The 21,729-nt window shown below is 40.4% G+C and carries 17 protein-coding genes; 15 read left to right on the top strand and 2 right to left on the bottom strand.

Annotated elements, in window-relative coordinates; translation table 11 throughout:
• The first annotated feature begins 74 nt into the window (after positions 1 to 74).
• From GMD5S_RS0201905 to GMD5S_RS0201870, 8 genes are all read left to right on the top strand, one after another.
• On the top strand, positions 75 to 746 hold the full coding sequence (locus tag GMD5S_RS0201905; protein WP_000151555.1) for a GTP pyrophosphokinase: 672 nt from the start codon (positions 75 to 77) through the stop codon (positions 744 to 746).
• A complete protein-coding gene (locus GMD5S_RS0201900; RefSeq protein ID WP_000799063.1) occupies positions 730 to 1,548 on the top strand; it encodes an NAD kinase in 819 nt (272 codons plus the stop codon). Before GMD5S_RS0201905 ends, GMD5S_RS0201900 begins: the two co-directional genes overlap by 17 nt.
• A complete protein-coding gene (locus GMD5S_RS0201895) occupies positions 1,545 to 2,441 on the top strand; it encodes an RluA family pseudouridine synthase (protein WP_001210028.1) in 897 nt (298 codons plus the stop codon). The genes GMD5S_RS0201900 and GMD5S_RS0201895 overlap by 4 nt, the downstream gene beginning before the upstream one ends.
• A 43-nt stretch (positions 2,442 to 2,484) precedes the next feature.
• Positions 2,485 to 3,459: a phosphate acetyltransferase gene (gene pta / locus GMD5S_RS0201890; RefSeq protein WP_000451575.1), complete on the top strand. Its 975-nt coding sequence runs from the start codon at positions 2,485 to 2,487 to the stop codon at positions 3,457 to 3,459.
• Between the two features lie 82 nt (positions 3,460 to 3,541).
• Entirely contained in the window at positions 3,542 to 4,720 is a 1,179-nt protein-coding gene (mutY, locus tag GMD5S_RS0201885) for an A/G-specific adenine glycosylase (RefSeq protein WP_000886132.1), read from the top strand.
• Positions 4,721 to 4,776: 56 nt separating this feature from the next.
• The gene (gene yycF / locus GMD5S_RS0201880; RefSeq protein ID WP_000722057.1) at positions 4,777 to 5,484 is read left to right on the top strand and encodes a response regulator YycF; all 708 of its coding nucleotides are present in this window, start codon (positions 4,777 to 4,779) and stop codon (positions 5,482 to 5,484) included.
• Positions 5,477 to 6,826, top strand: coding sequence for a cell wall metabolism sensor histidine kinase VicK (vicK, locus tag GMD5S_RS0201875; RefSeq protein WP_000568718.1), 1,350 nt, complete (start codon positions 5,477 to 5,479; stop codon positions 6,824 to 6,826). The genes yycF and vicK overlap by 8 nt, the downstream gene beginning before the upstream one ends.
• 1 nt (position 6,827) lies before the next feature.
• Complete coding sequence (locus tag GMD5S_RS0201870; RefSeq protein WP_001290607.1) at positions 6,828 to 7,637, top strand: MBL fold metallo-hydrolase; 810 nt, start codon at positions 6,828 to 6,830, stop codon at positions 7,635 to 7,637.
• Between the two features lie 34 nt (positions 7,638 to 7,671).
• On the opposite strand, the gene GMD5S_RS0201865 is transcribed toward GMD5S_RS0201870, so the two are convergent.
• Together GMD5S_RS0201865 and GMD5S_RS0201860 are read right to left on the bottom strand one after the other, a co-directional pair.
• Positions 7,672 to 8,019: a thiol reductase thioredoxin gene (locus GMD5S_RS0201865; protein ID WP_000434641.1), complete on the bottom strand. Its 348-nt coding sequence runs from the start codon at positions 8,017 to 8,019 to the stop codon at positions 7,672 to 7,674.
• 111 nt (positions 8,020 to 8,130) lie between these two features.
• On the bottom strand, positions 8,131 to 9,849 hold the full coding sequence (locus GMD5S_RS0201860) for a phospho-sugar mutase (protein ID WP_000222132.1): 1,719 nt from the start codon (positions 9,847 to 9,849) through the stop codon (positions 8,131 to 8,133).
• 410 nt (positions 9,850 to 10,259) lie between these two features.
• Between GMD5S_RS0201860 and GMD5S_RS0201855 the strand changes: the two genes are divergently transcribed.
• The 7 genes from GMD5S_RS0201855 to GMD5S_RS0201825 all read left to right on the top strand — a co-directional run bounded on the left by GMD5S_RS0201855 (position 10,260) and on the right by GMD5S_RS0201825 (position 21,632).
• Positions 10,260 to 11,414, top strand: a complete 1,155-nt coding sequence (locus tag GMD5S_RS0201855) for a DUF4352 domain-containing protein (protein ID WP_000722097.1) — start codon at positions 10,260 to 10,262, stop codon at positions 11,412 to 11,414.
• A gap of 78 nt (positions 11,415 to 11,492) precedes the next feature.
• Positions 11,493 to 13,394, top strand: coding sequence for an ABC-F family ATP-binding cassette domain-containing protein (locus GMD5S_RS0201850; RefSeq protein ID WP_000584844.1), 1,902 nt, complete (start codon positions 11,493 to 11,495; stop codon positions 13,392 to 13,394).
• Positions 13,395 to 13,397: 3 nt separating this feature from the next.
• Positions 13,398 to 14,261, top strand: coding sequence for an Rgg family transcriptional regulator (locus GMD5S_RS0201845; protein WP_000400532.1), 864 nt, complete (start codon positions 13,398 to 13,400; stop codon positions 14,259 to 14,261).
• Between the two features lie 80 nt (positions 14,262 to 14,341).
• Positions 14,342 to 15,520, top strand: a complete 1,179-nt coding sequence (locus GMD5S_RS0201840) for an MFS transporter (RefSeq protein WP_001079356.1) — start codon at positions 14,342 to 14,344, stop codon at positions 15,518 to 15,520.
• 89 nt (positions 15,521 to 15,609) lie between these two features.
• Positions 15,610 to 17,568: an NAD-dependent DNA ligase LigA gene (gene ligA / locus GMD5S_RS0201835; protein ID WP_001005754.1), complete on the top strand. Its 1,959-nt coding sequence runs from the start codon at positions 15,610 to 15,612 to the stop codon at positions 17,566 to 17,568.
• Between the two features lie 157 nt (positions 17,569 to 17,725).
• Positions 17,726 to 20,011, top strand: a complete 2,286-nt coding sequence (gene pulA / locus GMD5S_RS0201830) for a type I pullulanase (protein WP_000286535.1) — start codon at positions 17,726 to 17,728, stop codon at positions 20,009 to 20,011.
• Between the two features lie 196 nt (positions 20,012 to 20,207).
• Positions 20,208 to 21,632: an NADP-dependent glyceraldehyde-3-phosphate dehydrogenase gene (locus tag GMD5S_RS0201825; RefSeq protein ID WP_000150232.1), complete on the top strand. Its 1,425-nt coding sequence runs from the start codon at positions 20,208 to 20,210 to the stop codon at positions 21,630 to 21,632.
• The last annotated feature ends 97 nt before the right edge of the window (positions 21,633 to 21,729 follow it).

Raw genomic sequence — 21,729 nt, 5'->3', positions numbered from 1 at the left:
ATTTATTGTATACGAATGTACTGAAAAAATCAAAGATTTTCGACAGAGCAATCAAACATTACAAGGGAGAAAGTATGACCATAGAATGGGAAGAATTTTTAGATCCTTACATTCAGGCTGTTGGTGAATTGAAGATTAAACTTCGAGGAATTCGCAAACAGTATCGTAAGCAAAACAAGCATTCTCCGATTGAGTTTGTAACGGGTCGTGTAAAACCGATTGAAAGTATTAAAGAAAAAATGGCTCGTCGAGGAATTACTTATGCAAGTCTAGAACATGATCTGCAAGATATTGCTGGTTTACGTGTCATGGTTCAGTTTGTTGATGACGTTAAAGAGGTAGTTGAGATTCTACGTAAACGCCAAGATATGAGAGTCGTTCAGGAACGAGACTATATCACTCATCGTAAGGCTTCGGGCTATCGTTCTTATCACGTGGTTGTCGAATATACTGTAGATACGATAAATGGGGCTAAGACCATTCTCGCCGAGATTCAAATTCGGACCTTGGCTATGAACTTTTGGGCTACCATTGAACACTCGCTCAATTATAAATATCAGGGCGATTTTCCAGAAGAAATCAGGAAAAGACTGGAAATTACGGCCAAAATAGCCTATCAATTGGATGAAGAAATGGGTAAGATTCGAGATGACATCCAGGAAGCGCAGGCTCTCTTTGATCCATTGAGCAGAAAATTAAATGACGGTGTAGGAAATAGTGACGATACAGATGAAGAATACAGGTAAACGAGTTGACCTCATAGCAAATAGAAAACCACAGAGTCAGAAAGTTTTGCATGAACTGAGGGAAAAACTAAAGAAACAACATTTTATACTGAACGATACCAATCCCGACATCGTCATTTCGATTGGTGGTGACGGGATGCTTTTATCCGCTTTCCACAAGTATGAGAATCAGTTAGACAAGGTTCGATTTGTAGGTGTTCATACAGGGCATTTGGGATTTTACACAGATTATCGTGATTTTGAGCTAGATCAGTTGGTGACCAATCTTTTACTAGATACTGGTGCGAAAGTTTCCTATCCAGTCTTGAATGTTAAGGTAACGCTTGAAAATGGGGAAGTGAAAATCTTCCGTGCTTTAAATGAAGCCAGTATCCGTCGATCAGACCGGACCATGGTTGCGGATATTATCATTAACCACGTTCCGTTCGAGAGATTTCGTGGAGATGGAGTGACTGTTTCAACGCCGACGGGAAGTACTGCCTACAACAAGTCCTTGGGTGGAGCTGTCTTGCATCCGACCATTGAAGCCTTGCAGTTGACAGAAATAGCGAGTCTTAACAACCGAGTCTATCGTACTCTGGGATCATCAATCATTATTCCTAAAAAAGATAAGATTGAACTCTTACCGACACGCAATGATTACCACACGATATCAGTCGATAACAGCGTCTATTCCTTCCGTAATATCGAACGGATAGAGTATCAAATCGACCATCACAAGATTCACTTCGTAGCGACTCCAAGCCACACTAGTTTCTGGAATCGTGTCAAAGATGCCTTCATCGGCGAGGTGGATGAATGAGGTTCGAATTTACCGCAGATGAGCACGTCAAAGTCAAAACTTTCCTCAAGAAACATGAGGTTTCCAAGGGACTTTTGGCTAAGATTAAGTTTCGAGGCGGGGCTATACGGGTCAATGGCAAACCACAAAATGCGACTTATCTCTTAGATATTGGAGATAGGGTTACCATCGATATTCCAGCTGAGGAAGGATTTGAGAGCCTTGAAGCTATTGATCGACCACTCGATATTTTATATGAGGATGACCATTTTCTGGTTTTGAATAAGCCTTATGGAGTAGCTTCCATCCCCAGTGTCAATCATTCCAATACCATTGCCAATTTTATCAAGGGCTACTATGTTAAACAGGAATATGAAAATCAGCAAGTTCACATCGTGACTAGGCTTGATAGAGATACATCTGGTTTGATGCTCTTTGCCAAGCACGGTTACGCTCATGCACGTTTAGACAAGCAGTTGCAACGAAAGTCTATCGAAAAACGTTACTTTGCTTTGGTTAAAGGAGCTGGTGTCTTGGAGCCTGAAGGGGAGATTATTGCCCCGATTGCGCGTGATGAAGATTCTATTATCACGAGACGGGTTGCCAAAGGTGGGAAATACGCTCATACGTCTTACAAAGTTGTAGCGTCTTATGGAAATATTCACCTAGTTGATATTCGTCTGCATACTGGACGAACTCATCAGATACGAGTGCATTTTTCTCACATCGGCTTTCCTTTGTTGGGAGATGATTTGTATGGTGGTAGTTTGGATGATGGTATCCAACGTCAGGCCTTGCATTGCCATTATTTATCTTTTTATCATCCCTTTCTAGAGCAAGATTTGCAACTAGAAAGCCCCTTACCGGATGATTTCAGCAATCTTATTACTCAGTTATCAACTAATACTCTTTAAAACTTATTTGGAGTATAATTTATTTTCTTAAAGGAGAAAACTCATGGAAGTTTTTGAAAGTCTCAAAGCCAACCTGGTTGGCAAAAATGCTCGTATCGTTCTCCCTGAAGGGGAAGAGCCACGTATTCTTCAAGCAACAAAACGCTTGGTAAAAGAAACAGAAGTAATTCCTGTTTTGCTCGGAAACCCTGAAAAAATTAAAATTTATCTTGAAATCGAAGGGATCATAGATGGTTATGAAGTGATTGATCCCCAACATTATCCTCAATTTGAAGAAATGGTTGCTGCCTTGGTAGAGCGTCGTAAGGGCAAAATGACTGAAGAAGAAGCGCGCAAAGTTTTGGTTGATGATGTCAACTACTTTGGTGTGATGCTAGTCTACTTGGGCTTGGTTGACGGTATGGTATCTGGTGCAATTCACTCAACTGCTTCAACAGTTCGCCCAGCCCTACAAATCATTAAAACTCGTCCAAACGTAACTCGTACTTCAGGTGCTTTCCTCATGGTTCGTGGTACGGAACGTTACCTATTTGGAGACTGTGCCATTAACATCAATCCAGATGCAGAAGCTTTGGCTGAAATTGCGATCAATTCAGCAATCACAGCTAAAATGTTTGGTATTGAACCTAAAATTGCTATGCTAAGCTATTCTACTAAAGGTTCAGGTTTTGGTGAAAGTGTTGATAAGGTAGTGGAAGCTACAAAAATTGCTCACGACTTGCGTCCCGACCTTGAGATTGATGGTGAGTTGCAATTTGACGCTGCCTTTGTTCCTGAAACTGCAGCTCTTAAAGCTCCAGGAAGTAATGTAGCTGGTCAAGCAAATGTCTTTGTCTTCCCAGGTATCGAAGCAGGAAATATTGGGTACAAGATGGCAGAACGTCTCGGTGGTTTTGCGGCTGTCGGACCTGTTTTGCAAGGATTGAACAAACCAGTTAACGACCTTTCTCGTGGATGTAATGCAGATGATGTGTACAAGTTGACCCTTATCACAGCAGCTCAAGCAGTTCATCAATAAGATTTAGTCCTCTTTCCCATGGGAAGAGGCTTTTTAGTACTGAGAAAAGGACAGTTAGAAGCTTCTATGTTATACTAGATATATGTTAGATTTGAAAGAATACGGTATCGTCATGTGGCCAGAGGAGAAGATCATTTCTTTTCGTGAAAAACTCCTCAATTGGTATGATGAAAACAAGCGAGATTTACCTTGGAGGAGAAGTAAAAATCCTTATCACATCTGGGTATCTGAAATCATGCTCCAGCAGACTAGAGTGGATACAGTTATTCCATACTACGAACGATTCTTGGACTGGTTTCCAACAGTTGAAAGTCTGGCCAATGCCCCTGAAGATCGTTTGTTGAAGGCTTGGGAGGGATTGGGCTATTATTCTCGAGTGCGCAATATGCAGGCTGCAGCCCAGCAGATTATGACTGACTTTGGGGGGCAATTTCCAAATACCTATGAAGGAATTTCTAGTTTAAAAGGGATTGGCCCTTACACTGCGGGAGCTATTTCCAGTATCGCTTTTAATTTGCCTGAGCCAGCGGTTGATGGCAATGTCATGCGGGTTTTGGCACGCTTGTTTGAGGTTGATCATGATATCGGAGTTCCCAGCAATCGCAAAATTTTTCAGGCAATGATGGAAATCTTGATTGACCCGAAACGACCAGGTGACTTTAACCAAGCTCTGATGGATTTAGGTTCTGATATAGAGTCTCCGGTTAACCCTCGACCAGAAGAAAGCCCTGTTAAGGACTTTAGCGCAGCCTATCAGAACGGAACTATGGATGTATATCCGATTAAAGAACCCAAGAAAAAACCTCTCCCAATTTATCTCAAGGCCTTAGTTGTACGCAATGACCGTGGTCAATATCTACTTGAAAAAAATGAAAGCGAGAAACTGTTAGCCGGTTTTTGGCATTTCCCCTTGATCGAAGTTGATGATTTCTCAATCTTTGACGATCAGTTAGATCTCTTTTCTCAAGTCAAAGAGGAAAGCAGAGAATTTGGACCAAGCCCTCAAGAAAACTTTGAGCAGGATTATGATTTAGAAGTGAATTGGTCCCATCAAGTATTTGACCAGGTCAAGCATGTATTTAGCCATCGGAAATGGCACATTAAAATCCTAGCTGGTCAGGTGACAGAAACAAAACAGTTTTCGGACAGAGAAATTCGTTGGGTTTCTCCTCAGGAGTTTTCTGACTATCCACTTGCGAAACCTCAGCAAAAAATTTGGCAGGCTTATAAAACAACTTTTGAAGATAAAGGCCTACAGTAGCCATTTGTGCCTTCTTTGCATTTTTTTGTTATAATAGATAGAGAAAAGGTGATAAAATGAAAAAAATATTAATTGTAGATGATGAGAAACCAATCTCAGATATTATTAAGTTTAATATGGCCAAGGAAGGTTATGAAGTCGTTACAGCCTTCAATGGTCGTGAGGCAATCGAGCTATTTGAAGCTGAGCAACCGGATATTATTATCCTCGACTTGATGCTACCTGAAATAGATGGTTTAGAAGTTGCTAAAGCTATTCGTAAGACTAGTAGCGTGCCGATTATCATGCTATCAGCTAAGGATAGCGAATTTGACAAGGTTATTGGTTTAGAGTTAGGTGCAGATGATTATGTTACAAAACCTTTCTCAAACCGTGAGTTGCAGGCTCGTGTTAAGGCCCTGCTTCGTCGTACAGACCTAGTTTCTGTGGATAGCCAAGAGTCTGATGAGAAGAAATCCCAGCCACTTCAGATTGGCGATTTGGAAATTGTCCCAGACGCTTACGTGGCTAAGAAATATGGTGAGGAATTAGATTTAACCCACCGTGAGTTTGAGCTCTTATATCACTTGGCTTCCCATATTGGACAAGTGATTACGCGTGAACACTTGCTTGAGACTGTTTGGGGTTATGATTATTTTGGTGATGTTCGTACAGTGGATGTGACCATTAGACGCTTGCGTGAGAAAATCGAAGATACTCCAAGTCGTCCAGAGTACATTCTCACACGTCGTGGTGTTGGATACTATATGAGAAATAATGATTGAAGATATTAGACAAACTATTCTGACCAGCGATTTTATCTTTATTCTGATTTTACTTGGCTTTATCCTGGTGGTGACCTTGCTGTTACTGGAAAATCGTCGGGATAATATCCGTCTAAAGGAGATAAATCAAAAGGTTAAGGACTTGATTGCAGGTGATTATTCTCAAGTTTTGGACTTGCAAGGAAGTACAGAAATCACCAATATCACCAATAATCTGAACGATTTGTCAGAAGTTATTCGTTTGACCCAAGAAAATCTGGAACAAGAGAGTAAACGATTGAACAGTATTCTTTCTTACATGACAGATGGCGTTCTTGCGACTAATCGCCGTGGTCAGATTATTATGATCAACGACATGGCCAAGAAACAGCTCGGTGTGCAGAAAGAAGATGTCCTTAACAAAAGCATTTTAGAATTGCTTAAGATAGAAGATGAGTATGAGCTGCGTGATCTAATTACACAGATTCCTGAGTTGACGATTGACTCCCAAGATGTGAATGGTGAATACCTGAGTCTTCGTGTACGTTTCGCTCTGGTACGCCGTGAGTCTGGATTCATCTCGGGTTTGGTTGCTGTTTTACATGATACGACCGAGCAGGAGAAGGAAGAACGCGAACGGAGACTCTTTGTTTCGAACGTGAGTCACGAGTTGCGAACTCCTTTGACCAGTGTTAAATCTTATCTTGAAGCCTTGGACGAGGGAGCCTTGTATGATCCTGTAGCCCCTGATTTTATCAAGGTTTCGCTAGATGAAACCAACCGTATGATGCGGATGGTGACAGATCTCTTGCATCTCTCTCGTATTGATAATGCGACTACTCAGTTGGATGTGGAGTTGATTAATTTTACGGCCTTCATCACCTTTATCCTTAATCGTTTTGACAAGATGAGAGCACAGGATCAAGAGAAAAAATATGAACTGGTTCGAGATTACCCAATCAATTCAGTTTGGATCGAGATTGATACCGATAAGATGACTCAGGTGATAGATAATATTCTTAACAATGCCATCAAGTACTCGCCAGATGGTGGGAAGATCACTGTCAGCATGAAAACTACTGATGACCAGATGATTTTATCCATCAAAGACCAAGGTCTAGGTATTCCAAAGCAAGATTTGCCAAAAATTTTTGACCGTTTCTACCGTGTGGATCGTGCAAGAAGCCGGGCTCAAGGTGGAACTGGTCTAGGTCTGGCGATCGCAAAAGAAATCATCAAACAACACAATGGTTTTATATGGGCCAAAAGTGAATACGGTAAGGGATCGACCTTTACCATAGTGCTCCCTTATGATAAGGATGCCGTAAAAGAAGAAATATGGGAGGACGAAATAGAAGACTAGAATGAGTGAAAAAGGCTTTAAATACAGTATTTTAGCATCAGGCTCCAGTGGAAATTCCTTTTATCTGGAAACCCCAAAAAAGAAAATCCTAGTGGATGCAGGTTTGTCTGGTAAGAAAATTACAAGTCTGCTAGCTGAAATCAATCGCAAACCTGAAGATCTGGATGCGATTTTAATTACGCATGAGCATTCAGACCATATCCATGGGGTCGGTGTCTTGGCTCGCAAATATGGTATGGATCTTTACGCCAATGAAAAGACTTGGCAGGCTATGGAGAATAGTAAGTATCTTGGCAAGGTAGACTCTTCGCAAAAGCATATCTTTGAAATGGGCAAAACCAAAACCTTTGGTGATATCGACATTGAGAGTTTTGGAGTTAGCCATGATGCGGCAGCACCACAGTTTTACCGCTTTATGAAGGATGACAAGAGCTTCGTCATGCTGACCGATACAGGTTATGTTAGTGATCGTATGGCTGGGATTGTCGAAAATGCGGATGGTTACCTCATTGAGTCAAATCATGATGTAGAGATTTTGCGAGCAGGATCTTACGCTTGGCGTCTCAAACAGCGAATTCTATCGGATCTCGGTCACCTTTCTAACGAAGACGGAGCTGAGGCTATGATTCGTGCAATGGGAAATCGGACTAAGAAAATCTATCTTGGGCATTTATCCAAAGAGAACAATATCAAGGAGCTGGCTCATATGACTATGGTCAACCAGCTAGCCCAAGCGGATCTGGGAGTCGGAGTAGACTTTAAAGTTTACGATACCTCACCAGATACTGCAACACCATTGACAGATATATAAAAAAGAAGGCGAGTGCCTTCTTTTTTATATATTTTTACAATCCTGCAAATTCTTTGATTTCTTGTGCGGACATGGAAGAGTCACAACGGACCTTGATCTGGCCATCAGCAACATGAACGAATCCTGGAACAGTTGGAATACCATAGCGTGAACGGAAATCTTGCAAAGCATTGAGTTGGCTTGGTTCTTCACTGTTGATGAAGTAGATGTGAGCTTTAGTTTCAGCTACGACACCTGCCAAGGTACCAGCAAATTTACGGCAGTAAGGGCAAGTTTTGCGACCGATAAAGAAGGTTGCAGTTTCTTTATTATCAAGTGCTTCTTGTGCACGCGCAACCGTAGTGACTTCAAGGTCTTTAATATTATCTAAAAATTGTTCCATGAGATTACCTCGCTTTCATTGATAAGTCTAGTATGCCATAAAGTTTCCAAAAATGCTTAGATTTGATACGAAAAAAAGATGAGATTGGTTGGTCTCATCTTTTATAGATTTTTATTTTACAAACGCATTGATTTCTGCTTCGATGTTAGCAATCTTAACTTGTGAATCTTCGTTGCTTTCACCCACAACGGCAATGTAGAACTTGATTTTTGGTTCTGTACCTGAAGGGCGAACTGCAATCCATGAACCGTCAGCAAGTGTGTATTTCAAAACATCACTTGGAGGAGTTGTCAAGTTTGTAACAGTACCATCAGCGGCAGTAGCAGTTTGAGCCTTGAAGTCTTCTACGACAGTGATAGCTGTTGTGTTCCATTCTTTCGGAGCATTGTTACGGAATTTAGCCATAATGGCTTTGATTTGTTCAGCACCATCAACACCAGAAAGAGTAACAGAGATAGTTTTTTCTGCGTAGTAGCCGTACTCTTTGTAGATTTCTTCGATACCGTCAGCAAGTGTCAAACCACGTGAACGATAGTAGGCAGCAAGTTCAGCAACGACAAGAACAGCTTGAATAGCATCTTTATCACGTACGAATGGTTTGATCAAGTAACCGAAGCTTTCTTCAAATCCCATCATGTAAGTGTGGTTGTGTTTTTCTTCGAATTCTTGAATCTTTTCAGCGATAAATTTGAAACCAGTCAAGACGTTAAACATAGTTGCGCCGTAGCTCTCAGCAATCTTCGTTACCAAGTCAGTTGATACGATGGATTTGCAAAGGGCTGCATTTTCAGGAAGAGTTCCAGCATTTTTGTGGGCTTCCAAGATGTATTTAGCCATGATAGCGCCGATTTGGTTACCTGAAAGGTTGAGGTAGCTTCCATCTTTTTGAAGAACTTCAACACCAACACGGTCAGCGTCAGGGTCAGTTGCCACAAGAACGTCTGCCCCAACTTGACGACCAAGTTCTTCAGCAAGGGCGAAGGCTGCTTGGCTTTCTGGGTTTGGAGATTTTACAGTTGAGAAGTCTGGGTCAGCAGTTGCTTGTGCTTCAACAACTTGAACTGAGTCAAATCCAGCTTGGGCAAGAGCACGACGAGCCAACATTTCACCAGTACCATGAAGTGGTGTGTAGACAATCTTCATGTCTTTACCAAATTCTTCGATCAAGGCTGGGTTGATGTTTACGTCCTTAACCTCTTTAAGGTATTCTACGTCGACAGCTTCACCAATCACTTCAATCAATCCAGAAGCTTTTTCAGCTTCTACATCAGCAACTTCGACAGCGAATGGATTTTCGATTGCACGAATATAAGTTGTCAAAGCATCTGCATCATGTGGAGGCATTTGCCCACCGTCTTCACCGTAAACCTTGTAACCGTTAAATGGAGCAGGGTTGTGACTGGCAGTAATCATGATACCAGCAAAACAGTTGAGGTGACGAACAGCGAATGACAGTTCAGGAGTTGGACGAAGGCTTTCAAATACGTAAGATTTGATACCGTGTTTAGCAAGAACTGCCGCAGATTCAAAGGCAAACTCAGGTGAGAAGTGACGGCTATCGTAGGCAATTGCTACACCGCGTTCTTTTTCATTTCCACCTTTTGACTCAATCAAACGAGCCAAACCTTCAGTTGCTTGACGAACAACATAGATATTGATACGATTTGTACCAGCACCGATCAAACCACGCATACCAGCAGTACCAAATTCAAGATTGGTATAGAAGGCATCTTCCTTTGTTTTTTCGTCCATATTTTCCAAATCTTGACGAAGGTAGTCTGGAAGGTCAGCAAAATCGACCCATTTTTGATAATTTTCTTGGTAAGTCATAGAGTGTCTCCTTTGTTTATTTGCTTTAATCGCTTTCATTATATCACGATTTGACATTTTAGTAAAACGTTAGCATAACTTAAAATGTAGGAAATTAACTTTTGTACTTTAGCGGGAAAATGGTGGGGACTGTGCTTACTTATACTAAGTTAGGGATGAAAATTAATTATTAGATACTTTATAACATGAAAGTTTATAATTCATTTTGTAGGTTTGTTGAAGAAAAAAATCAAAAATATTGTTATATTCTATTCTTTTTATAAAGAATCCTTTAATGTCTCAAACGAACATATAGAAAAATTTAATGTAAAACTCTATAAATTTAAGATATTTTGAAAATATCTGGTTTCTGTTTTGATTTTTATTCTGCGTATGGTAAAATATAGTAAATCATTAAAGGAGAATCCATTATGAAAAAAATTCTTAAGCATTCTGCTTTGCTTTTGTCAGCTTTAGCACTTGTTGCCTGTGGAGCTCAAAAAAAAGCAAGCGACAATGGTACTGCCTCGAACTCAAACTTTGAAGTTTCTGTGAAAGATGGTATGTTTGTATTGCCTAAAGATGAAGATTCATCTTCAAGCTACCTTGCACTTCAAGTCGAAATCAAGAACAATCGTGATAAACAGTTTAGTTTTACTAGCCAAGATATTACGCTTTATAATGAAAAAGATGAAAAATTACAACCAATTCAAATCTACGAAAGCGACAGTAAAACGAAATTTATGTCATATGGTGACAGTCTTTCTAAAGGAAAGAGTGTTGCTGGTTATGTAGTGTATGAAGTCGACAAGAATGCTAAGTATGAACTCCACTTCGCACCTAGCTTTTATGATGACATCAAAGAGAATTCTAAAAAGAATAACGATGTAGCCATCAAGGTGGATCCAAGTCAGTATGAAGACAATATTGATGAAGCAAAAGATGTAATGAAAAAATATGTCGATGCTGTTTACCTTAATGGGGAAAGCTCTGGTGGTGGAACGAACCTAAGTGCTACTGACAATAAGTCGCAAGTTGTAGCACTTGCTGATGATAAAAAATCTTCTGATAATAGTGCTGAATTCACAAACGATGCGAAAGCTGATAAAGAAGAGTTTATCAAGAAATTTACAGAGTCATTCGGAAAAGGTTTCTATAACTACAAACCTTCTGATTCAGAACTTAGAACATTCGCAGATGCTTACATCAAAGCAAATGCTAAGAGAGCAAAAGTTGATTACAAGGTGAAGACATACTTGCCAGATTATGCTGTTGTTTATGTTCGACCAGAGACAATCGACTTGGATAATTTGAATGTTTATGAATTGAGCCGTAAATTCTACGAAGAAAACAAAGGTAAATATAGCAACTACTCTGAAGCTATGAAAGCTGGTGAAAAATACATTTTAGAAAATGCACCAAGTCAATTTGATTCAACTCCTCTAGACACTAGTGATAACATGAAGAAAGAGGGTTATGAAATTAAAATGACTAAGAAAGATGGAAAATGGACCATCGATACCTCTTCTAAAAACTATGAATTGAAAGATATGGCTCGCACATTCCGTGGAGGCATTGGATACTAAGATGAAAGGTTCGAGTTTATGACTCGAACTTTTTTCGTTGCAATTGTGCAAAAGAGAAAAAGATAGTAAAATAGAGATATGATTATTTTACAAGCTAATAAAATTGAACGATCTTTTGCTGGTGAGGTTCTTTTTGATAATATTAATCTGCAGGTAGATGAACGAGACCGAATTGCTCTTGTTGGGAAAAATGGTGCAGGTAAGTCTACTCTTTTAAAGATTTTGGTTGGAGAAGAGGAGCCAACTAGTGGAGAAATTAATAAGAAAAAAGATATCTCTCTGTCTTACCTAGCCCAAGATAGCCGTTTTGAGTCTGAAAATACCATTTATGATGAAATGCTTCACGTCTTTGATGACTTGCGTCGGGCAGAGACACAACTGCGTCAAATGGAATTAGAGATGGGTGAAAAGTCGGGTGAAGATTTGGATAAACTGATGGCGGATTATGATCGTTTGTCAGAGAATTTCCGCCAGGATGGTGGCTTTACTTACGAAGCTGATATTCGAGCGATTTTGAATGGATTCAAGTTTGACGAGTCTATGTGGCAGATGAAAATTGCTGAGCTTTCAGGTGGTCAAAATACTCGTCTTGCACTGGCTAAAATGCTCCTTGAAAAGCCAAATCTCTTGGTCTTGGACGAGCCAACCAACCACTTGGATATCGAAACCATTGCCTGGTTGGAAAATTACCTAGTAAATTATAGTGGTGCACTCATTATTGTCAGTCACGACCGTTACTTTTTGGATAAGGTTGCGACGGTTACACTCGATTTGACTAAGCATTCCTTAGATCGTTATGTAGGTAATTACTCTCGCTTTGTTGAGTTAAAGGAGCAAAAGCTAGCTACTGAGGCAAAAAACTATGAAAAGCAACAGAAGGAAATCGCGGCTCTAGAAGACTTTGTCAATCGCAATCTAGTCCGAGCTTCAACGACCAAACGTGCCCAATCTCGCCGTAAACAACTAGAAAAAATGGAGCGTTTGGACAAGCCTGAAGCTGGCAAGAAATCAGCCAACATGACCTTCCAGTCGGAAAAAACGTCTGGAAATGTCGTTTTAACCGTTGAAAATGCGGCTATTGGCTATGATGGGGAAATATTTTCAGAGCCTATCAACCTAGACCTTCGTAAGATGAATGCTGTTGCGATTGTCGGACCAAACGGCATCGGGAAATCAACCTTTATCAAGTCTATTGTGGACCAGATCCCTTTTATCAAGGGAGAGAAGCGTTTTGGTGCCAATGTTGAGGTTGGTTACTATGACCAGACTCAAAGCAAGCTAACACCAAGCAATAGTGTCCTAGATGAACTTTGGAATGATTTTAAACTAACACCAGAGGTTGAAATCCGTAATCGACTTGGAGCCTTCCTTTTCTCAGGAGATGATGTTAAGAAATCAGTTGGCATGCTGTCAGGTGGCGAGAAAGCTCGTTTACTGCTTGCCAAACTTTCTATGGAAAACAACAACTTTTTAATTCTTGACGAGCCGACCAACCACTTGGATATTGATAGCAAGGAAGTGCTAGAAAATGCCTTGATTGACTTTGATGGGACCCTTCTTTTCGTCAGTCACGACCGTTACTTTATCAATCGTGTAGCCACTCATGTTTTGGAATTGTCCGAAAATGGTTCAACCCTCTACCTTGGGGATTACGACTACTATGTTGAAAAGAAAGCAGAAGTAGAAGCGATTCAGACAGCGGAAGCTTCAACTAGCAATCAAGAAAAAGAAGAAAGTCCAGTTAATGATTATCAGGCTCAGAAAGAAAGTCAGAAAGAAGCCCGCAAACTCATGCGACAAATCGAAAGTTTAGAATCTGAAATCGAAGAACTAGAAAGTAAAAGCCAAACCATTTCTGAACAAATGCTGGAAACCAACGATGCTGAAAAGCTCATGGAATTGCAGGCTGAACTGGACAAAATTAGCCATCGTCAAGAAGAAGCTATGCTTGAGTGGGAAGTATTATCAGAGCAGGTGTAAGAAATGGAACATCTTGGAAAGGTATTTCGTGAATTTCGAACAAGTGGGAAGTACTCCTTAAAAGAGGCGGCAGGTGAATCATGTTCAACCTCTCAGTTATCTCGCTTCGAGCTTGGGGAGTCTGATCTAGCAGTTTCTCGTTTCTTTGAGATTTTGGACAATATTCATGTGACTATTGAAAATTTCATGGACAAGGCTAGAGATTTTCAAAATCATGAACATGTTGCCTTGATGGCACAGATTATTCCGCTTTACTACTCAAATAATATTGCAGGTTTTCAAAAGCTACAAAAGGAACAGCTTGAGAAAGCAAAGAGTTCGACCAATCCCCTCTATTTTGAGCTGAATTGGATTCTGCTACAAGGACTGATTTGTCAAAGAGATGCTCATTACACGATGAGGCAGAGTGATTTGGAAAAGGTAGCAGATTATCTTTTTCAAACAGAAGAATGGACTATGTATGAGTTGATTCTTTTCGGTAATCTCTATACTTTCTACAATGTGGACTATGTGGCTCGGATTGGCAGAGAAGTTATGGAGAGTGAAGAGTACTACAAGGAAATTGGTCGGCATCGTAAACTCGTTTTGATTTTAGCTCTTAACTGTTACCAGCATTGTTTGGAAAACCGTTCCTTTGCGGATGCGGACTATTTTGAGGGCTATGTGGATAAGTTGATTGGAAATGGTATCAAGCTTTATGAGCGCAATATCTTCCATTATCTCAAAGGTTTCGCCCTCTACCAGAGAGACTTGAAAGAAGAGGGTTGTAGTCAGATGCAGGAGGCTATGCATATTTTTGATGTGCTTGGGCTTCCAGAGCAAGTGGCTTACTATCAGGAACATTATGAAAAATTTGTAAATGCTTAAATTTCCCAAATAAGGGAAAAATAAAGAGACTCCTTTCAGTTTTGATACAATAGTTTCAAAATTTGAGAGGGGTTTTTTATATGAATCGACATGCAATCCAGTTGATTAGTCGTGGTGCTATTAATAAAATAGGAAATATGCTCTATGATTATGGAAACAGTGTTTGGTTGGCATCAATGGGAACGATAGGGCAGACTGTTCTTGGGATTTATCAAATTTCTGAACTCGTCACATCGATTCTGGTCAATCCCTTTGGCGGAGTGATTTCAGACCGATTTTCGCGTCGCAAAATTTTGATGACGACAGACTTGATTTGTGGCGTTCTTTGCTTAGCTATTTCTTTCATCAGAGATGATAGCTTGATGATTGCTGCCTTGATTTTTGCCAATATTGTTCAGGCGGTTGCCTTTGCATTTTCTCGTACATCTAACAAAGCCATTATAACTGAGGTTGTAGAGAAAGACGAGATTGTGACCTATAACTCTCGCTTGGAGTTAGTTTTACAGGTTGTAGGAGTCAGTTCTCCGGTGCTTTCTTTTCTCGTTTTACAATTTGCCAGTCTCCATATGACGCTCGTTTTAGATGCCATTAGTTTTTTTATCGCATTTACCTTAGTAGCTTTTCTCCCAAAAAAAGAGACTCAGGAACAAGAGAAAAAGACTTTCAGCTGGAAAAATATTTTTGCTGATATGAAAGAAGGGATTCGCTATATTTGGCGCCAGCAAGAGATCTTTTTCCTTTTGGTAGTAGCTTCCAGTGTTAATTTCTTTTTTGCAGCTTTTGAATTTCTCCTCCCTTTTTCAAATCGACTATACGGGGTAGAAGGAGCTTATGCAACTATTTTAACTATGGGCGCTATTGGTTCGATTATTGGAGCTCTTCTAGCTAGTAAAATAAAGGCAAGTGTTTATAATCTTTTGATTCTATTGGCTTTAACTGGAGTTGGAGTTTTTATGATGGGATTACCACTGCCAACTTTTCTCTCCTTTTCTGGAAATTTAGTTTGTGAACTGTTTATGACGATTTTTAATATTCACTTTTTTACTCAGGTTCAAACCAAGGTTGAGGGGGAATACTTGGGAAGAGTACTAAGCACCATTTTTACCTTAGCCATCCTATTTATGCCGATTGCAAAAGGCTTTATGACGGTGCTACCAAGTGTCCATCTCTCTTCTTTTCTGATAATTGGAAGCGGTGTTATCATCCTGTCTTGTTTATCCCTCGTTTATGTGCGAAGTCATTTTAAAAAAGAGTTATAATTTCTCTTTTTTATAAAATATTTCATTACGAATCATTTTTCAGTCCTTCTCTATTGTGAGGAGGGCTTGCTTTGTGGTAAAATGGGATTATGAATGAAAGAATGAATGAGTTAGTTGCCTTACTCAACCGCTATGCGACCGAGTACTATACGAGTGACAATCCCTCGGTTTCAGATAGCGAGTATGATCGTCTCTACCGAGAGTTGGTTGAGTTGGAAGCCGCCTATCCAGATCAAGTTTTAGCGGATAGTCCAACTCATCGTGTTGGTGGTAAGGTTTTAGATGGTTTTGAAAAATACAGTCATCAGTATCCTCTATACAGTTTGCAGGATGCTTTTTCACGTGAAGAGTTAGAAGCTTTTGATGCGCGTGTGCGAAAGGAATTACCCCAACCGACCTATATTTGTGAGCTGAAAATCGATGGTTTGTCTATCTCGCTTACGTATGAAAAGGGGATTTTGGTTGTTGGTGCCACACGTGGGGATGGTTCTGTTGGTGAAAATATCACCGAAAACCTCAAGCGTGTCAAGGACATTCCTTTGACCTTGCCCGAAGAACTAGATATCACCGTTCGTGGAGAGTGTTACATGCCACGCGCTTCCTTTGATCAGGTCAACCAAGCCCGCCAAGAAAATGGGGAGCCTGAATTTGCTAATCCTCGTAACGCAGCTGCAGGCACCTTGCGTCAGTTGGATACAGCAGTAGTGGCCAAGCGTAATCTTGCTACTTTCCTCTATCAAGAAGCCAGCCCTTCAACTCGTGATAGTCAAGAAAAGGTCTTGGAGCATCTTGAACAGCTTGGTTTTGTAGTTAATCCTAAACGAATATTGGCTCAAAGTATAGATGAGGTATGGGATTTTATCCAAGAAGTAGGACAAGAACGGGAGAAACTGCCTTACGATATCGATGGGGTGGTCATCAAGGTTAACGACCTAGCAGGTCAAGAAGAACTCGGTTTTACCGTTAAAGCACCTAAGTGGGCAGTAGCTTATAAATTTCCTGCTGAGGAAAAAGAAGCTCAACTCCTTTCAGTTGACTGGACAGTAGGTCGTACGGGTGTTGTGACCCCGACTGCCAATCTAACACCTGTTCAGCTTGCTGGCACAACTGTTAGCCGTGCAACTCTTCACAACGTAGATTATATTGCTGAAAAGGATATCCGCAAAGATGATACGGTTATCGTTTATAAGGCTGGAGATATCATCCCTGCTGTTCTGCGTGTGGTAGAGTCTAAACGTGTTTCTGAAGAAAAACTAGATATTCCGACTAACTGTCCGAGCTGTGACAGTCAGTTGCTTCATTTTGAAGATGAAGTGGCTCTTCGTTGTATCAATCCACGCTGTCCTGCCCAAATCATGGAAGGTTTGATTCACTTTGCCTCTCGAGATGCTATGAATATTACGGGTCTTGGTCCATCTATCGTCGAAAAGCTTTTTGCTGCCAATCTAGTCAAGGATGTGGCGGATATTTATCGTTTGAAAGAAGACGATTTTCTCCTTTTAGAAGGTGTCAAGGAAAAGTCTGCTTCTAAACTGTATCAGGCCATTCAAGCATCCAAGGAAAACTCTGCTGAAAAGCTCTTGTTTGGTCTGGGAATTCGCCATGTCGGAAGCAAGGCTAGCCAACTCTTGCTCCAACATTTCCACTCTATTGAAAATCTAGCCCAAGCTGATCCTGAGCAAGTAGCAAGTATTGAAAGCTTGGGTAGTGTGATTGCTCAAAGTCTTCAGACTTTTTTTGCTACAGAAGGGTCGAAGATTCTCTTAGATGAGTTGAAAGATGCTGGAGTTAATCTGGACTACAAAGGGCAGACAGTAGTAGCAGATGCAGCCTTGTCAGGTTTGACAGTTGTATTAACAGGAAAATTGGAACGTCTCACGCGCTCAGAAGCCAAAAGCAAACTTGAAAGTCTGGGTGCCAAAGTCACAGGCAGTGTTTCCAAGAAAACGAATCTTGTAGTAGCAGGAGCAGATGCAGGAAGCAAGCTCCAAAAAGCACAAGAACTTGGTATCGAAGTTCGAGATGAAGCTTGGCTAGAAAGTTTGTAAAGAATAGTTGAAAACTAGATGTTAGATAGTCTGAAACTATCTCTCCTGATGTATTTTTATATCTATTAATGCTATTCTCTATTGTGCTGAAATTCCCGCTAAATTCTTCAGCACCACATAAAAAAATTAAAATTGAAATTAGGAATTAGGAAAAGAAATGTATAGATACCCAGTAGTCATCCATTTTCACCGAAAAAATGGGGATTATGATGCTTGTTCATTCAGTAGAAAACAGGCAGATGTTAAAGAAAATTTGTATTATGAAAATGACTATTTTGGAGCAAAATTCTCCTTTACAGTTACAAGTGCAGAAAGGCTCGATACTCTGACCTTTTCTGTCGAAATAGATGGAAAGACAAAAGATTATCTCCTACGGTTTAACTATTATCCACTGTTGACTGAGGTTTGGATTTTGGATGGTGATGAGACGGTTTATTATTCTGAAAATCCAGCCATTGCAAGTTCTTGCTATAAAGATCGAAACCCGTTTGCTTTTGATAAAGCCTTTCACAGTGAAAGTTTTGATCACCATTGGGGATACCAAGGAGAGTTGGGGTATAGTATCTCTGACTACCAGACAAGCTTTAAACTCTGGGCTCCAACCGCTACAGCAGTCCAAGTGGTCGTTTATGAAAATACAAGTAACGACGCGCCGATTTGGAAAACCTTTAATCTTGAGCGTGGGAATAGCTATTCATACAGTCATAAGTACAATACCATTGGTGTTTGGAGTGTAGATTTAGACGAAAATCTTGCAGGTAAAGCTTATCAGTATCAGATTGAGTTTCCACACCATCAGACTTTGACACGAGATCCTTACACTATTGCTACAAGCCCTGACGGGAAACGTTCCGTCATTCTCTCTCAGCAAGATAGACAGGTAGAAGGATTTAAAGTCAAGCATGGGACAGACGCTCCTTGGCGTTTGGAAAACCCATGTAAAGCGGTTATCTGTGAGATGCACATTCGTGATTTTACAAAATCGCCAACATCTGGAGTTCCAGAAAATCTTCGAGGGACCTTCCTTGGTGCTGCCCAGACAGGAACGACCAACCAATTCGACCAAGCAACCGCCTTTGACTATATCAAAGAACTCGGCTGTAATTATGTTCAGCTCCAACCAATCTTTGATCGCCATAAGGAATACGACGAGGACGGAAATGTAACCTATAACTGGGGTTATGATCCTCAAAACTACAATGCCCCAGAACCAAGTTTCTCTAGTAACCCAGATGATCCTGGACAGGTTATTCGAGACCTCAAGACCATGATTCAGGCATATCACGATGCAGGAATCGGTGTCATTATGGATGTCGTTTATAACCATACCTTCTCAACGGTCGATGCACCTTTCCAAACAACTGTTCCTGATTATTACTATCGTATGAATCCAGATGGAACCTTTCAAAACGGAACAGGTGTTGGAAATGAAACCGCAAGCGAACACGAAATGTACCGTAAGTACATGATTGACTCACTCCTTTATTGGGTGAAAGAATACAATATTGACGGTTTCCGTTTTGACTTGATGGGAATTCACGATGTCAAAACCATGCAGGCAATTCGTTGGGCACTTGATGAAGTTGATCCACGTATTATCACCTATGGAGAAGGTTGGGATATGGGGATCGGTCTTGCGCCTTATGATAAGGCCAAGAAGGACAATGCCTACCAGATGCCAAATATTGGATTCTTCAATGATGATCAGCGTGATGCCATCAAAGGAGGAGAAGTTTATGGTTCAATCAAGGCAGGATTTGTTAGTGGTGCAGCTACAGAACCGATTGTAGCCAAAGCTATTCTTGGTAGCCGAGAGTTGGGCTCATATCTTAGTCCAAACCAAGTTCTTAACTATGTGGAAGCCCATGATAATTACAACTTGCATGATTTGTTAGTAACCCTTCATCCAGATTACAGTTCAGATAAGATTATGCGTCAGGTTGAGACAGCAACAGCGATGAGCGTTCTTATGCAAGGGATGTCCTTTATAGAGTTGGGTCAAGAATTTGGCCGCACCAAACTCCTTGCTACTGGAGAAAATGGTGAGCTGACTCCGGCAGATAGAGAACGCGCCATGAATAGTTATAATGCTCCAGATAGTGTCAACCAGGTCAACTGGGATTTAATCAATGAGAGACAAGAGAGCATTGAATTTATCCGTCAGATTATTCGTCTAAAAACACAAACGCGTGCTTTCTCTTATCCTACATATGAAGAAGTTTATCGTCATGTCTTCGTCCATACAGCTGCTGAAAATAGTGGGTGGATTGTTTACGAAATTCACGGTGCTGCAGAGCATTTATTGGTGGTATTTAATGCCAAGGGAACCTCCTTCTACTTTGAAAATGCAGGAAATCTTGAAATGCTTGTGTCCAACAGTCGTTCTCAAGAGTCTAATGTGATTGATGATATCAGCGTTGCAGTCTTGAAGGTACTTTCATAGTAAATACTACAAAAAGGTTTAGTTAACTCTAGACCTTTTTTATTTTTATTGAAAAACCAATATCTAATAGGAATAAATTTCAAATAATTTGAAGAATCAAGTTTGTGAAAAAAATATCAATATTTTCCAAAAAGGGGTTGTAATTTTCTGAAAATTTGATAAAATAAGTTTTAATCATTTTCAGGAGGAAGAGAATTTGACACATTATCAGAATTTAGTGAATGGAAAATGGAAATCATCAGAGAATGAAATTACCATTTATTCTCCCATCAATCAGGAAAAGCTGGGAACAGTACCCGCAATGAGTCAGGCTGAAGTAGATGAGGCTATGAAAGCAGCGCGTGCAGCTCTCCCAGCATGGCGTGATTTAGCACCAGTTGAGCGTGCAGCCTATTTACATAAGACAGCAGACATTTTGGAACGTGATAAAGAAAAAATTGGTACCATTCTTGCCAAAGAGGTTGCAAAAGGGATTAAAGCAGCCATTGGAGAAGTAGTACGTACAGCAGAATTGATTCGTTTTGCTGCTGAGGAAGGTCTCCGTATCACTGGACAAGCAATGGAAGGTGGCGGTTTTGAAGCTGCAAGTAAAAATAAACTAGCCGTTGTTCGTCGTGAGCCAGTTGGAGTTGTGTTAGCTATCGCGCCATTTAACTACCCAGTCAATCTTTCTGGATCTAAGATTGCTCCGGCCTTGATTGCAGGAAATGTCGTTATGTTTAAACCACCAACACAAGGATCTATTTCTGGTCTCTTGTTGGCTAAAGCATTTGACGAAGCCGGAATCCCAGCAGGTGTCTTTAACACCATCACTGGACGTGGTTCTGAAATCGGAGACTACATCATCGAACACAAGGAAGTGAACTTCATTAACTTTACAGGTTCAACACCGATTGGTGAGCGTATCGGTCGTTTGGCTGGTATGCGCCCGATTATGCTTGAACTTGGTGGGAAAGATGCAGCAATTGTCTTAGAAGATGCAGATTTAGAAAATGCAGCTAAGCAAATCGTAGGTGGTGCCTTTAGCTACTCTGGTCAGCGTTGTACCGCTATCAAACGTGTTTTGGTTGTGGAAAGTGTAGCAGATAGATTGGCTGAATTGCTCCAGGCTGAAGTTGCTAAGCTAACTGTCGGTGATCCATTTGACAATGCAGATATCACACCAGTTATTGATAATGCTTCAGCTGATTTCATCTGGGGATTGATTGAAGAGGCTCAGGAAAAAGGAGCCAAAGCGCTCAGCCCAATCAAACGTGAGAATAACCTTATTTGGCCAGGACTTTTTGATTATGTCACAAGAGATATGAAATTAGCCTGGGAAGAACCATTTGGACCTGTTCTCCCAATTATCCGAGTTGCAGATGCCAATGAAGCACTAGAAATTGCTAATGAATCAGAATTCGGTCTTCAATCTTCAGTTTTTACAAATGACTTTAAGAAGGCGTTTGAAATTGCTGAAAAACTTGAAGTTGGTACCGTTCATATTAATAATAAAACACAACGTGGACCAGATAATTTCCCATTCCTTGGTGTAAAAGGTTCTGGTGCAGGAGTACAAGGAATTAAATATAGTATCGAAGCGATGACAAATGTTAAATCCATTGTTTTTGATGTGAAATAATTTATAAAATTAGGAAATTACCTTCCTGATTTTATTTTTTACTAAAAATACAGTTAAAAATTGATAAAAAACGAATATTATGGTATTATAATAAAAA

Source organism: Streptococcus sp. GMD5S, assembly GCF_000298715.2.
GTDB lineage: Bacteria > Bacillota > Bacilli > Lactobacillales > Streptococcaceae > Streptococcus.
The sequence above is the reverse complement of the archived record's forward strand: the minus strand, read 5'-3'. Positions and strand labels throughout refer to the sequence as shown.